13 protein-coding genes are annotated in these 12,890 nt (G+C 72.2%); 3 read left to right on the forward strand and 10 right to left on the reverse strand.

All coding sequences use genetic code 11. From position 1 onward, the window contains the following. Positions 1-10: 10 nt before the first annotated feature. Both HMPREF3159_RS16185 and HMPREF3159_RS17730 read right to left on the reverse strand, forming a co-directional pair. Positions 11-580 (reverse strand): hypothetical protein, encoded by a 570-nt coding sequence (locus tag HMPREF3159_RS16185; RefSeq protein WP_070502233.1) that lies wholly within the window; start codon positions 578-580, stop codon positions 11-13. A 4-nt stretch (positions 581-584) separates the two neighbouring features. Continuing rightward, positions 585-749: a hypothetical protein gene (locus HMPREF3159_RS17730; protein ID WP_210388895.1), complete on the reverse strand. Its 165-nt coding sequence runs from the start codon at positions 747-749 to the stop codon at positions 585-587. A 307-nt stretch (positions 750-1,056) separates the two neighbouring features. On the opposite strand from HMPREF3159_RS17730, the gene HMPREF3159_RS16190 reads away from it, so the two are divergent. Together HMPREF3159_RS16190 and HMPREF3159_RS16195 are read left to right on the forward strand one after the other, a co-directional pair. Continuing rightward, entirely contained in the window at positions 1,057-1,431 is a 375-nt protein-coding gene (locus HMPREF3159_RS16190; RefSeq protein WP_070502234.1) for a nuclear transport factor 2 family protein, read from the forward strand. 63 nt (positions 1,432-1,494) lie between these two features. After that, on the forward strand, positions 1,495-1,872 hold the full coding sequence (locus tag HMPREF3159_RS16195; RefSeq protein ID WP_070502235.1) for a methylated-DNA--[protein]-cysteine S-methyltransferase: 378 nt from the start codon (positions 1,495-1,497) through the stop codon (positions 1,870-1,872). 219 nt (positions 1,873-2,091) lie between these two features. On the opposite strand, the gene HMPREF3159_RS16200 is transcribed toward HMPREF3159_RS16195, so the two are convergent. The 7 genes from HMPREF3159_RS16200 to HMPREF3159_RS16230 all read right to left on the reverse strand — a co-directional run bounded on the left by HMPREF3159_RS16200 (position 2,092) and on the right by HMPREF3159_RS16230 (position 11,220). Further along, positions 2,092-3,681, reverse strand: a complete 1,590-nt coding sequence (locus HMPREF3159_RS16200; protein WP_070502236.1) for a GMC family oxidoreductase — start codon at positions 3,679-3,681, stop codon at positions 2,092-2,094. Positions 3,682-3,764: 83 nt separating this feature from the next. Then, positions 3,765-5,249 carry an aldehyde dehydrogenase family protein gene (locus tag HMPREF3159_RS16205; protein WP_070502237.1) on the reverse strand — a complete coding sequence of 495 codons (1,485 nt, stop codon included), beginning with the start codon at positions 5,247-5,249 and terminating at the stop codon, positions 3,765-3,767. After that, complete coding sequence (gene betT, locus HMPREF3159_RS16210; RefSeq protein WP_070502238.1) at positions 5,242-7,473, reverse strand: choline BCCT transporter BetT; 2,232 nt, start codon at positions 7,471-7,473, stop codon at positions 5,242-5,244. Before betT ends, HMPREF3159_RS16205 begins: the two co-directional genes overlap by 8 nt. A gap of 333 nt (positions 7,474-7,806) precedes the next feature. Continuing rightward, a complete protein-coding gene (locus HMPREF3159_RS16215) occupies positions 7,807-8,724 on the reverse strand; it encodes a DMT family transporter (RefSeq protein ID WP_070502239.1) in 918 nt (305 codons plus the stop codon). A 123-nt stretch (positions 8,725-8,847) separates the two neighbouring features. Beyond that, positions 8,848-9,867: an LLM class flavin-dependent oxidoreductase gene (locus tag HMPREF3159_RS16220; RefSeq protein ID WP_070502240.1), complete on the reverse strand. Its 1,020-nt coding sequence runs from the start codon at positions 9,865-9,867 to the stop codon at positions 8,848-8,850. Positions 9,868-9,937: 70 nt separating this feature from the next. After that, entirely contained in the window at positions 9,938-10,180 is a 243-nt protein-coding gene (locus tag HMPREF3159_RS16225; protein WP_070502241.1) for a PspC domain-containing protein, read from the reverse strand. 137 nt (positions 10,181-10,317) lie between these two features. After that, a complete protein-coding gene (locus tag HMPREF3159_RS16230) occupies positions 10,318-11,220 on the reverse strand; it encodes a DUF3152 domain-containing protein (protein WP_070502242.1) in 903 nt (300 codons plus the stop codon). Positions 11,221-11,257: 37 nt separating this feature from the next. Between HMPREF3159_RS16230 and HMPREF3159_RS16235 the strand changes: the two genes are divergently transcribed. Then, positions 11,258-11,992: a DUF429 domain-containing protein gene (locus HMPREF3159_RS16235; RefSeq protein WP_070502243.1), complete on the forward strand. Its 735-nt coding sequence runs from the start codon at positions 11,258-11,260 to the stop codon at positions 11,990-11,992. 73 nt (positions 11,993-12,065) lie between these two features. Here the strand turns inward: HMPREF3159_RS16235 and HMPREF3159_RS16240 are convergent, their stop codons facing one another. Beyond that, the gene (locus tag HMPREF3159_RS16240; RefSeq protein WP_070502245.1) at positions 12,066-12,647 is read right to left on the reverse strand and encodes a 1-acyl-sn-glycerol-3-phosphate acyltransferase; all 582 of its coding nucleotides are present in this window, start codon (positions 12,645-12,647) and stop codon (positions 12,066-12,068) included. Positions 12,648-12,890 lie beyond the last annotated feature (243 nt).

The raw sequence follows: 12,890 nt of genomic DNA on the forward strand, positions 1-12,890 counted from the left end.
GGGCGGCGCCTCAGCCGTGACGCGGGTCGCGCTGCCGCTGCGGCAGCCGGCTGACCCGGATCCTCTCCATCACCTCGGCGAGACCCTTCTTCGACATCACGAACCCGTCAGGCAGGATGATGGGGCTGGTCAGGGGGTTTCCCTTTTCGTCGGTGCGGGTGGTGTGGCCGAGGACGATCCGCACGTGCTCGCTCTGGGCGTCCCCGCTGCCATCCCGATGGTGGTCGACGTGGTGGATCTCGTGCCAGAACAGTCCGAGCTCGACCACCCGCCGCCCGCCGCGGCGGGATGACATGGTGACGCCCTCGCTGCTCAGGGCGAGCCGGCGCCCGCGCACCACGGGCCGGAGGGCGAGGACCGTTCCCGTGACGAAGAACGGGGCGACCAGCACGCAGAGCCACCCCTTGAGCGAGGCGATGCCGTCGTCCTGGAAGGACTCGGCCGCAGTCAGCGCGGCGAACGTCGTCAGCAGCAGTGCCGCCAGGCAGGCGAGGATCCCCTTGGCGACGCTGGCCCGCACGGTCACCGCTCCGGTGCGGTGGAACTCCTCCCAGCGTCTCTCCACCTGTGCGCGGCCCATCTGCTCAGAGCCCCTCGGGCAGCGGGTGCTCGCCCTTGATCACGAAGAAGGAGCCGCGGATCTCGCCGGCGAGCGCGTTCGCGCGCAGCCCGGCGAGGGCGCTCTCGACGGGCGAGGACTCCAGGCCCTCGGACGTGACGTCGGTGAACGAGACGGGCGTGGCGGGCATGGTTCCTCCTGTGGAGCGGGCGGCGGGGACTGCGCCGGTCAGAGCGTACGCCTCGCGGCGAGGGCACGATGGGCGGACGGACCGGAACGGCGTGCAGGTCCGCCGCCCCTCGGGGATCCTGGCCGACGGCGGCTCGGCTCAGCCGCGGCGCGGGTCGGGGCTCTGCTGCCGGTGCTGCGCCGCCAGGTAGTCCCGGATCGCCTCCAGCAGCTCGGCGAGATCCCTCTTCGATATCCTGCCCCGGCGCGCCGCCCCCGGGGCTGCCGCCGCGAGCGTATCCCGGACACGGTCATGCCACGATGAGCGCATGGAACCCGATGACGTGCAGTTCTTCCTGATGCTCGAGGAACAGGTGTGGCAGGCGCAGGTCACGGGGGATGCCGAGGCCGAGCGGGAGCTCCTGCCCACGGACTTCCTCGGCGTGGACGCCGGCGGGTTCAACGACCTCGAGCGCCATCTCTCCCAGCTGGCCGACGGGCCGATCACCGCGGACTTCGCGCTGACCGAGGCCCGCCTGCTGCGGGTGGGGGAGGACGCCGTGCTGCTGAGCTACCGGGCCGACGCCCGCGCCCCTGCCGCGGTGCACGAAGAGCGCTTCTACATCTCCTCGCTGTGGCAGCGCCGCGAGGGCCGCTGGTGGAACACCTTCAGCCAGGACACCCCGGGCGCGTCCGACGGGTGATCATCGCTGCCGCTCCGGGAAGCGGCCACCGTCCTCGCGCGCCGAACGAGCGGGATCGAGCAGGTGCCGCATCGCCGCGGTGAACACTTCGCGGTCCGGCAGGACGTCGCCTGGGAGGAGTTCGACCTGCCGCTGCGCACCGGCGGCGATGACTTCTCCGATCTCGTGTGGGCGCTGCTGCAGGAGATCCCCTATGGCGAGACGACCACCTGCGGCGCGCTGGCCGCGCAGCTCGGATCCCGCGGCCACGCCCAGCGCGTCGGCCGGAACCCGCTGAGCGGCGTCGTGCCATGCCACCGCGTGGTCGGGGCCGATGTCTCCCTCACCGGCTCCGCCGGCGGCTTCGAGCGCAAGCGCACCCTGCTCGAGCCGAGGAGCCCGCCGAGCGCAGCGCCGAGCGACTGTTCTGAGCGGCGAGGAGAGGCGCACGACAGGTTCTGAGACCGCCTCGTGGTCCCGCCGCCGCGTCGAGGCGGCCGGTCCCTTCGACCACCGGGCCGCGCTCGCGGACCTGACCGCGCACTGGTTCGACCTCGCCGCGGCTACGCGGCGACGAGGCTGTGGGCCTTCGGCGGATGAGACGGGGCCGACGGCGTGATCGCCGTCGGCCCCGTGCCGCGCTCGCGCCTCGCTCTCACGAACGACCCGCGTGGGCTCTGATCAGGCCTGCTCGCCCCGGATGAGGTCCGAGGCGCGCTCGCCGATCAGCATCGTGGTGATGTTGGGGTTCACCGCGACCAGCTGCGGCATGACCGAGCCGTCCACGACCCGCAGGCCCGTGACGCCCTTGACCCGCAGCTGAGGGTCCAGCGGCGACATCTCGTCGTCGGCCGCGCCCATCCGCACCGTCCCGGCCGGGTGGTAGACGGTGTTGTGGGTCTTCGCGACGTACTCGGCGATCTCCTCGTCGCTCTGCACGCCCTCGCCCGGGAACAGCTCCCGGCCGCGGTAGGCGTCCATCCCGGACTGGGCGACGATCTCGCGGGCCTTGCGGATGCCCGCGACGGCCACGCGCATGTCGTGGCCCTCCTCGTCGGTGAAGTAGCGCGGATCGACCTTCGGCTTGTCGCGGTAGTCGATCGAGCGCAGCCGCACCGTGCCGCGGGAGCGCGCGTGGGTGACGTTCGGGGTCAGGGCGAAGGATTCCGGGGAGGTGGGGTAGCCCTGGCGGCGGGTGTGCATGTCGAAGGGCACCGAGCCGTAGTGCATCATCAGGTCCGGCAGGTCCAGACCCTCCTCGGTGGGGGTGAAGATCCCGATCTCCCACCACTGCGTGGACTCGCGCGTCATCTTCTGCGTCGACTCCCAGGAGATGACCGCCTCGGGATGGTCCTGCAGGTTCGAGCCGACGCCGGGGGAGTCCACGCGCACCTCGATGCCCACCTCGCGCAGGTGATCGGCGGGGCCGATTCCGGAGAGCATCAGCAGCTTCGGCGAGTCGATCGCGCCGGCGGAGAGGATGACCTCCTTGCGGGCGTTCATGATCGAGGAGCGGTCGAAGGAGTTGTCGATGTACTCCACGCCCGTGGCCCGCTGGTCCTCGTCGAAGAGGACCTGCATGACCTGGTGCCCGGTGAGGACGTGCAGGTTCTCCCGGTCCCGGATCGGGTGGAGGTAGGAGACGGAGGAGGAGGCGCGGGTGCCGTCGGCCTGACGGTTGACCTGGAACCAGTTCGCGCCGTTGACGACGGTGGAGAAGTCGTTGAAGCGGGCGCGGGGGATCCCGGCCTGCTCGCACGCGTCGAGCAGGGCGATGCCGAGCTTGTCGTCGGCCGGGGCGTCCATCAGCTCGACGGGGCCTGCGCTGCCGTGGCCGGCGCCCTCGCGGTCGCGGTTGTTCTCCAGCCGCTCGATCAGGGGGAGCATTTCCTTCGAGCCCCAGCCCTCGGCACCGAGGCGCTCCCACAGGTCCATGTCCTCCGCCGGGGGGTGGAAGGCGATGCAGGAGTTGTGGGAGGAGCATCCGCCCAGCACCTTCGCCCGGGCGTGGCGCATGAAGGAGTTGCCGTTCTCCTGCGGCTCGATCGGGTAGTCCCAGTCCAGCCCGGACTCCAGCAGCTCGGGCCAGCGCTTCAGCTGCAGCACCTCCTCGTGGTCGAGGTCGTGCGGGCCGGCCTCGAGCAGCGCCACCTCGAGACTCGGGTCCTCGCTCAGGCGGGCGGCGACGACGGCTCCGGCGGAGCCGCCGCCGACCACGATGTAGTCGTACTCGGCGATGGGGTTCTCGGACGCGAGGTCCTTGCGGGTCATCTCTCCTGCTTCCTGCTCGAGGGTGGGTCGGTGCGCACGCTCGGGTGCGCGAAGGGGGCGGCGCGCGGCGGCGCCTCGCCTGGTCAGTCCTTGCGGGGGAACCAGCCGGAGGCGGCCGGCTCGGTGTTCTGGTAGATGTGCTTGGCCTCGGTGTACTCCTCGAGACCCGTGGCGCCGAGCTCGCGCCCGAACCCGGACATCTTGAAGCCGCCCCACTCCGCCTGCGGCAGGTAGGGGTGGTAGTCGTTGATCCAGATCGTGCCGTGGCGCAGCGCGCGCGAGACCCGGTTCGCGGTGCCCGCGTCGGAGGTCCACACCGCGCCGGCCAGGCCGTACTCGGTGTGGTTGGCGATCTCGATCGCCTCCTGCTCGGTGGAGAAGGTCTCCACCGTGATCACCGGGCCGAAGCCCTCCTCGATCACGGCAGGGTTGTCCCGGGTGCAGCGGTCCAGCACCGTCGGGGCGTAGAAGAAGCCCTTCTCGTGCTCCGGGCCGCCCCAGTGGCCGCCGGTGCGCAGCCGCGCCCCGGCCTCGACGCCGCGCTTCACGTAGTCGGTGACCTTCTCGCGGTGGGCCTTCGAGATCAGCGGACCGGTCTCGGCGCTCTCGTCGAACGGGCCGCCCATGACGATGCCCTCGGCGCGGGCGACGAGGTCGTCGACGAACCGCTCGGCGATGGACTCGTGGATGATCAGGCGCGTGCCCGCCGAGCACACCAGGCCCGAGTCGAGGAAGCCGGCGTTCAGCGCGTTGTCGAGCGCCGCCTCGTAGTCCGCGTCGGCGAAGACGACGTTGGGGTTCTTCCCGCCGAGCTCGAGGGCGACCTTCTTGATCCCCTTCGCGGCGGACTCGGCGATCTTCCGGCCGGTGACCAGGCCGCCCGTGAAGGAGACCAGGTCGATCTCCGGGTGGGAGGACAGCGGGGCGCCGACGGTGCCGCCGTCGCCGAGCACCAGGTTCGCCACGCCCTTGGGGAGCCCGAGCTCGTCGAGCACCTCCATCATCAGCATCGTGGTGTGCGGGGTGAGCTCGGCGGGCTTGATCACGAAGGCGTTGCCGGCCGCGAGGGCGGGCGCGATCTTCCACGCGCCCTGCAGCAGCGGGAAGTTCCACGGCGTGATCATGCCGCACACGCCGACGGGCTCGCGGACCACGCGGGAGATCACCGCGGCATCGCCCGCGTCGACCAGACGGCCCGGGTCCTGGTCGGCGATCTTCCCGAAGTAGCGGAAGCAGGAGGCGATGTCGTCCATGTCGCCCTCGGCCTCGACCAGGCGCTTGCCGGTGTCCTGCGCCTCGGCGCGGGCGAACTCGTCCTTCCGCTCGGCCAGACGGTCCGCGACGCGCAGCAGGAAGTCGCCGCGCTGGGCGGCCGGGGTGCCGGACCACTCGCCGCGCTCGAAGGCGGCGCGGGCGGCGAGGATCGCGCGCTCGACGTCCTCGGCGCCGGCCTCGGAGACCACGCCCACCTCGGTGCCGTCGGCCGGACAGGTGATCGTGCGGGTCTCACCGGTGGAGGACGGCACCCAGGCGCCGTCGATGAACAGGGTCGCGGGGCTCTCAGTCATGGTTCTCCTTCGTCGTCCGCGCGGTGGCGGGGTCGGTGGGCTGGTCGGGCTGGGTCGCATCGGACCGGTGGTCCTCGCCCTGGGCGCCTTCGGGCTCGGCGTCGACGTGGTCGGCGTCGTCCCAGGTGTCCGGGGCGGTGACAGGGATCGTGCCGGTGGCGGTGCCGATCTCGTCGCTCATCGTCAGGTACATGATGTGAGCGTCGTAGGCGTCCAGGACGTCGCTGATGACCTGCTCCTTCGTGTACCCCATGATGTCGCGTCCGCGGGAGCCGGTGCGCGAGAAGATCTCGATGCGGTAGTAGACGTCCCGCACGGTGGAGAGGTTCGCGGCGAAGCTCGGCACCGAGTACGCGACCGGGTAGGCCTGGTACTTGAAGTCCTCGGCATGCGGGAACGAGACGACCAGGTCGATGTACGGCACGCCGTGGTCGGGATGCTCGCCGCGATGGCAGGAGACGTCCGCGCCGAGGGCGCGCAGCTCCGAGGCGACCTCCTCGACGGCGGGGGTCGCGACCTCCGCCACGAAGGCGCGGGCCCTGCCCTCGTCGGCGTAGGACATGCGGCCGCGCAGGCGCTGCTGCCACGGGACGCGGTCGTGGGACTCGCCGCCGCGCACCCGGGAGGTGAGCACGCCGGGCAGGGCCGCGGTGCGGGCGTCGAGGTTCATCTGCTCGGTGCGCAGCACCTTCCACAGGCTGAACATCACCAGGTACATCAGGATCGACAGCGGCAGGCCCACCACCACGGTCGCGGCCTGGAGGGTGTACACCCCGTCGATGAAGAGCATCACGAGGGTGAGCGCGCCGGTGATCACGGCCCATACGATCCGCAGCCAGGGCGGGCCGTCGGAGTCCGTGGTGGAGGCCTTCGAGGTCATGTTCGCCATCACCAGCGAGCCGGAGTCCGCGGAGGTGACGTAGAAGAACAATCCCGTCACCACGGCGAGCGAGACGGTGAAGAGCGCGCCCGGGTACTGCTCGAGCAGGTTGAAGAAGCCGGACTCGGGCTGGTTCACGGCGAGGTCGAGGAAGTCTCCGTCGCCTGCGAAGCTCAGTGCGGCGTTCCCGAAGATGGACACCCACAGCAGGATGAACGAGAAGGGGATCAGCAGCACGCCGACGACGAACTCGCGAAGGGTGCGGCCACGGGAGATGCGCGCCAGGAACAGGCTCACGAAGGGCGCCCAGGCGATCCACCACGCCCAGAAGAACAGGGTCCAGTCCGCCATCCACTGGTCGGAGGGGTAGTCGGCGGCGCCGTCGGTGTAGGCGAAGGTGTTCATCATCATCCCGGGGAAGCGGGAGAAGAAGTCGCCGATGTTCTGGACGAGGGCGTTGAGCAGCTGGTGGGTCTGCCCGGAGAAGAGCACCCACAGCATCAGTGCGATCGCCAGCAGCACGTTGAGCTCGGACAGGCGACGGATGCCCTTGTCGACGCCGGAGACGGTCGAGACGATCGTGATGCCGACCGCGAGCGCCATCAGAGCGATCTGCACCGCGATCGAGTTCGGGATCCCGAACAGGGCGGAGAGCCCGTAGTTCAGGAACACCACGCCGATGCCGAGGGAGACGGAGATCCCGAAGATCGTGCCGATCGTCGAGCCGATCTCGGCGACATGGCCGACGGCGCCGTGGATGCGCCGGCCGAAGATCGGTGCGAGCGCCGAGCGGATCGACAGCGGCAGGTGGTACCGATAGGCGAACAGGCCGAAGGCCATGCCCATCAGCGCGTACATCGCCCACCCGGGGATGCCGTAGTGGAAGATCGTCCAGATCGTCGCCATCCGGGCGGCCTCGTCGGAGCCCGCCGGCGCATCGGGCGGGGTGAGGATGTTCGTGGCCGGGCCCGAGATGCCGAAGAACATCAGGTCCACGCCGATGCCGGCCGCGAAGAGCATCGCCGCCCAGGTGAAGAGGTTGTACTTCGGCACGGAATGATCCGGACCCATCCGGGTGCGGCCCACGCGGGAGAGCGCCACGAGCAGAACGAAGACGACCACGATCGCGGCGGTCAGGACGTAGTACCAGCCGAAGTTCGTCGCGATCCAGGCCATCGAGCCGAAGATCGCGGTCTCGGCGGCTCCGGGCCAGATCGCGGCGAACAGCACGAACGCCACGATGATCACGGAGGTGCCGACGAAGACCGGCAGGTTCACGCGGGAGTGCGCGGGCCGGGCGCCTCCCTCCTTCTGTGCGCTGGGGGCGGGCGGGGCCTCGGCCATCACGATCCTCTCGGTCGACGCTCGGGACATGACCGCTCGCGGCACGAGCGATCGGGCGGGGAGATCCGGCTCGGCGAGCGAGGACCGCTGCTCCTGCGCGGACGTTGTCCCTGGCCGCCGACCGAGCACGACTCTAGGAACGGATTGTCGGATGCTCCAGTTCCATGGACGATTCGTGAGGAACCAGTCAGGCAGCTGCGCGGGATTGCCGGGATCGTCCCGGGATCGCCCTGACCTGCGCAGGGAGTGGGCAGGTGGCTTCTCTCGCCCCGTGGAGCCCGTGCGCTCCCCGCACCGCGCGCGCCGTCGGGCAGGTGAGGAGGGTGGCTGCGCTCACGTCCGGGAGCGCAGGGAGGCGAGCATCGCGGGCAGGATCGCGACCGCGGAGCCGGTCAGGCACAGCACGCCGCCGAGCGCGGCGAGCGGCGGCGGCACCTCGCCGAGGATCGTCCAGGCGAGCACCACCGTGATCGCTGGGACGATCAGGGAGGAGGAGGTGAGCACCCCGGCCGGCGTGTGGGTGAGGGCGTAGCCCCACAGCAGGAAGGCGGCCGCGGTGGGCAGCACGCCCATGTACACGACCGCCGCGACCGCCGAGGCCGGGGCGCGGCCCAGCTCCGCGACGAGCTGCGGGGCGAAGGGCAGGCAGGCCAGCATCCCCGCCGTCATCCCGACGACGGTCATCGAGGTCGAGTCGATGTGGGCCAGCAGCGGCTTCTGCCCCAGCACGCTGCCGGCGTAGAGCACGGCCGCGAGCAGCCCGAGCACGAGCCCCGGTCCCTCCACGTGCCCGGTCGAGGTGGCCAGGGTGATCAGCCCGATCCCGCACAGCGCGATCACGACGCCGACGAGCAGCCGCAGGGACAGCCCCTCGCCGAGCAGCACGCCGGAGGCGACGGCCACGATCAGCGGCGCGAGGTTCACGAGCATCGCGGCGGTCGCGGGATCCAGGAACAGCTCCGAGGCGTTGAGCGCCACCGAGTACACGCAGAACCAGGTCGCACCCCAGGCGAGCACGCCGGCCCATATCCTGCCGCTCCGCGGCGTCCGCACCCGCCCGGTCAGCACGAGCGGGAGCATCACCAGCACCGCGGTCACCATCCGCAGCAGCGTCATCGCCCCGGGGGAGAGGTGCGCACCGGAGAAGCGGATGACGATGAAGGAGGACGCCCAGAGCAGCATCACCGCGGCGGCGGCGAGCCAGGGCAGCGCCGGGCGGGACGGTGCGGCGGGGGCGACGGGGGAGGGCATGCCTCCATCGTGCTCCTCCCTCGGACGCGAGGACGAAACGCCGGCGCGGGTCTCACGGCTCGGCCGGCATCGGTGGAGCGGCCGACGGGCCGCGGCGCGGCGTGCCGCCCGGCTCGTCGCCCCTCAGGCCCGAGCCGGGGTCCAGCCGAGCGCCGGTCCGAGCCGGGTGGCGATGTCGGTGAGGATCTGCACGTAGTCCTCGTGGGCGAAGCTGAAGGGGAGCGCGAAGGCGACCTCGTCGACCTCGCGGAAGCCCTCGTGCGCCCACAGCTGCTCGGCGATCTCCTCGCTCGTGCCCACCAGGTCCGGGGCGAACATCATCCGGCGCGGACCCTGCGGGGCGCGGGTCCGGGGCAGGCGCTCTGCGGCATAGGCGCGGTAGCGCTCCGCCTGGGCGGCCGAGGCCGAGTCGGTGGGGATCACGACCAGGCCCTGCGAGGCGCGGCTGCCGCCCGCGGCACGGAAGGCGCGGATCTGTGCGGCCTGGACCGCGGCGAAGTCCGGCTCCTCGTCGGGGCCGGGGAAGAGGACGCTGGAGGAGAGCAGGTGCAGGCCGTGCTCCCCGGCCCAGACAGCGGAGTCGAGGGACCCGGCGCCGTACCAGAGCCGCTCTCGCAGACCGGGGGAGTGGGGCTCGACGCGGGCGGAGTACTCCTCGACCACGCCCTGCTTCCCCTCCAGCTCCCGCACCCGCTCGCCGGCGAGCAGGCCCGCGAGACGCTCCACCCTGGTCTTGGAGAAGTCCTCGACCTCGGCGGTGTCCGGGTAGAGGGCGTCCTTGACGGTGTCGTATTGCATCGGGGTGCCGACGCTGACGCCGGGATTGATCCGGCCGCCGGAGAGCACGTCGACGGTCGCGAGGTCCTCCGCGAGGCGCAGCGGGTTCTCCCAGCCCAGCGGCGTCACCGCGGTGCCCAGCTCGATGCGGGAGGTGCGCTGGCTCGCCGCGGCCATCACCGCGATCGGGGAGGAGATCCCGAACTGCAGGTGTCGGTGGCGCAGCCAGGCACTGTCGAGGCCGAGCTCCTCGCCGAGCTCGATGAGCGACAGGGTCGACTCGTGCCCGACCGCGGGATCGGCCGGATCGAACAGGCCGATGGTCAGGAAGCCGAGGCGGTGCAGGGGACGGGAGCGATCGGGCATCGGGGACCTTCCGGAGCAGGGCGCCCTGGGGCGCAGTGCGCTCATCGTAGCCAGCGATGCTGCCCGGTGATCAGCCGCGGTCGAGCAGACGCTCGAGCGGGATCGTGCCGTCCTGCCAGGGGGTCAGCAGCCACACCGCGAGATACGCGCCGACGCCGAGCACGGGCAGCAGGAAGGAGGCGAGCACGAGCAGGCGCATGAGCCACACGTTCAGTCCGGTGAGCTCGGCGAGGCCACCGGCGATGCCGCCGAGGATGCGCTGGGGGCCGCGGCGGAAGCGGAAGCCGCGGAGGGTGGCGAAGAAGGTGTTCATGACCGCGAGGCTAGGCGCGGTCGTGGCCCCACGGCACTGGGGCTGGCCCCCGTCCTCGGCGCGGGATTCCCGCTCGTGCTCCGGGCGGCGGGGACGGTTCCGCAGCTCCCAGGTCCGGCGGCTGTGGCCCGGTCCTGTCAGCCCTGCTCGCCGGCGGGCCAGGCGTTCGGCGTGCATCCCTGCAGGTCGATGGACTGCTGGAGCATGACCGGGGCGGTTGCGCCCTCGGCCGGGCAGGCGGCGTGGCCGTGGCCGAGGAAGTGACCCACCTCGTGGTTGATCATGTACGCGCGGTACTCGGCGAGGTCGTCGTAGGTGGGGGTCGCGTGCAGCCAGCGGTCGGAGTTCAGCGCCACCTCAGGCCCGATCCGGCAGCTCCACAGCCCGCCGGTCTTCGCCGGAAGGCACAGCTCGTCGACCGTGGGCGGGGAGCCGATCGAGATCGTGAACTTCGCCTCCGCCGGGTCCGCGACCCGGTGGAAGACGACGTCGGCCGGGCCCTGCCAGCCGCGCTCGTCGGCGAGCACGGCGGCGATCTCCTCCGCGGCCTCCTCGGCATCGACCCCGATCCCGTCCTCGACTCGCACCGCGTAGGTGCGCAGCACGCCCTCGGTCGGCGCGTCCCGAGCCGCGGAGGCGACGGTCCAGGTCCCGGCACCGACGGTTCCGCTGCGCACCATCTCCTCGTCACCGCCCGCCTCCTGGGTCTCCGCCTCGGGGGTCCGCTCCGCTGCGTCGTCGGTCGGCGTCGCCTCCTCGCCAGAGGCCTCTTCGCCGGTCGGCTCCGCCGCGGGGGCGTCGTCCTCCGCCGTGCTCCCGCCGCCCTCGTCGGAGGCGGCGGGCGTCTCCTCGCGCTCCGGGGCCGCGGTCTCCGCGGCGGTGCCGCCGTCCTGCTGCTCCGTCGACCTGCCCGCCCCGCGCACGAGCGAGACGAGCAGCAGCGCCAGCGCGATCACGACGAGCAGCACGAGCCCCGAGCGCACGAGGCGGCCCCGCCGTGTCAGGCGGAGGACGGGGCGGTGCGGCGTGGGCTCGGTCACCCCTCGAGGGTACGGGCGAGGTCCCTATTCTGGGCGGATGCCCACGCGCTATGTCGGCCTCGATCTGGCCGCCCAGGACCGTCGCACCGGGCTCGCGGTGCTGCGCGAGCAGGATCCCGCCTCTGGCGCGCTCGTGCTCGAGGAGGCGCGCACCGGAGTCGACGACGCCCTGATCGCGCAGAGGGTGCGCGGCGCGGGGAAGGTCGGGGTCGATGTGCCGGTCGGCTGGCCGCGCCGCTTCGTCGAGCTGCTCGCCGCCCAGGCGACCGGGACTCTCTCGCCGCCCGGGTCGACCGGGGACGGGTGGCGTCGAGGACTGGCGATGCGGGAGACCGACCGTGCCGTCCACGCCCGCACGGGCCTGACCCCGCTGAGCGTCTCCACGGACCGCATCGCCCATCCCGCGCTGCGCTGGGCCGGGATCGAGGCGCGGCTGCGGGAGGAGGGGATCGACGTCGCCCGCGACGGGAACGGGCGGATCTGCGAGGTCTACCCCGCGGCGGCGCTGTGGCGGTGGGGTCTGCCGCACCGCGGCTACAAGGGCACAGGCGGGCGCGCGGCGCGCCGCGGACTGGCCGAGGCGCTCGGCGGGCGGTTCCCCGGCCTGGACTGGGCCGGCCGGGACGCCGCCTGCGTGGAGGAGGACGACGTCCTGGACGCGGTGATCGCCGCGCTCATGGCCCGGGAGGTCGCGCGCGGCCGTGCCGTCCCGCCGCCGGGCCCGCTGCGGGAGATCGCCCTGGTCGAGGGGTGGATCTGGCTGCCCCGGTAGTCCGCAGCGTCCGGTCGGTCCCCAGCGCACCGCGTCCAGGTGTGGTCCTGTCGGCCGGCCCCGCCGCGACGGCTCAGTCCGCCTCCGGCAGATCCTCCTCGCGCAGCCTCGGCTCGACCCGCCGCTCGGGGGCGAAGCCGGCCTTGTCGGCGAAGAAGGCGCGGATGCGGTCCATGTCGGCGCGCACGTCCCCGGTCACCTCCATGATCGGGCCGAGCCCGCTGGTCATGGTGGTGCGGTCCACGAAGCCGAGGGTGAGCGGGAGCCCCGTCGCGCGCGCGATCCGATAGAAGCCGGACTTCCAGTGCGTGTGCTCCCCGCGCGTGCCGTCCGGGGTGATGACCAGCCCGAACACCGTGCCGGTGCGGACCAGGGCGGTGACCTCGTCGACCACCTTGGCGGGGTCGCGGCGGTCCACCGGGATGCCGCCGAGCGTTCGCATCACCGGTCCCTTCCAGCCGGTGAACAGGTCGTGTTTGCCCAGCCAGCGCAGCTTGATCCGCAGCCGCCAGGCGATCCCCAGCATGAGCACGAAGTCCCAGTTGGAGGTGTGCGGGGCGCCGATGAAGAGCGTGGGCCGGTCCGGGACGCGCTCGACGACGAGCCTCCAGGGCGACACCGCCCAGAACAGGCGTGCGATGAGCTGACGGATCATGGGCCGAGAGTAGGCGAGGAGCCTGCGAGCCGCGACGACCCGTCCCATCCCGGACGGCAGGCACCTGCCCGCGAGACCCGGAGTGACACTGCGCGGGCCGCCCGGCCGCCGCCCCGCTCCCCGCAGCACGACCGCCGCCCTGCGCCTCTGCTCAGTCGCCGCGCGGCTGCCGACGGGTCTGCTTGAGGTCGGCGCGGCGACGCTTGGCGGCGAGGCGTCGGCGACGGGAGCCGGCCGTCGGCC

Source organism: Brachybacterium sp. HMSC06H03 (assembly GCF_001807385.1).
GTDB lineage: Bacteria > Actinomycetota > Actinomycetes > Actinomycetales > Dermabacteraceae > Brachybacterium > Brachybacterium conglomeratum.

Bases quoted from the DNA above. Each gene is read 5' to 3' on its own strand.
- HMPREF3159_RS16185 (WP_070502233.1), bottom strand. From the start codon at position 580: ATGGGCCGCGCACAGGTGGAGAGACGCTGGGAGGAGTTCCACCGCACC.
- HMPREF3159_RS17730 (WP_210388895.1), bottom strand. From the start codon at position 749: ATGCCCGCCACGCCCGTCTCGTTCACCGACGTCACGTCCGAGGGCCTG.
- HMPREF3159_RS16190 (WP_070502234.1), top strand. From the start codon at position 1,057: ATGGAACCCGATGACGTGCAGTTCTTCCTGATGCTCGAGGAACAGGTG.
- HMPREF3159_RS16200 (WP_070502236.1), bottom strand. From the start codon at position 3,681: ATGACCCGCAAGGACCTCGCGTCCGAGAACCCCATCGCCGAGTACGAC.
- HMPREF3159_RS16205 (WP_070502237.1), bottom strand. From the start codon at position 5,249: ATGACTGAGAGCCCCGCGACCCTGTTCATCGACGGCGCCTGGGTGCCG.
- betT (WP_070502238.1), bottom strand. From the start codon at position 7,473: ATGGCCGAGGCCCCGCCCGCCCCCAGCGCACAGAAGGAGGGAGGCGCC.
- HMPREF3159_RS16215 (WP_070502239.1), bottom strand. From the start codon at position 8,724: ATGCCCTCCCCCGTCGCCCCCGCCGCACCGTCCCGCCCGGCGCTGCCC.
- HMPREF3159_RS16220 (WP_070502240.1), bottom strand. From the start codon at position 9,867: ATGCCCGATCGCTCCCGTCCCCTGCACCGCCTCGGCTTCCTGACCATC.
- HMPREF3159_RS16225 (WP_070502241.1), bottom strand. From the start codon at position 10,180: ATGAACACCTTCTTCGCCACCCTCCGCGGCTTCCGCTTCCGCCGCGGC.
- HMPREF3159_RS16235 (WP_070502243.1), top strand. From the start codon at position 11,258: ATGCCCACGCGCTATGTCGGCCTCGATCTGGCCGCCCAGGACCGTCGC.
- HMPREF3159_RS16240 (WP_070502245.1), bottom strand. From the start codon at position 12,647: ATGATCCGTCAGCTCATCGCACGCCTGTTCTGGGCGGTGTCGCCCTGG.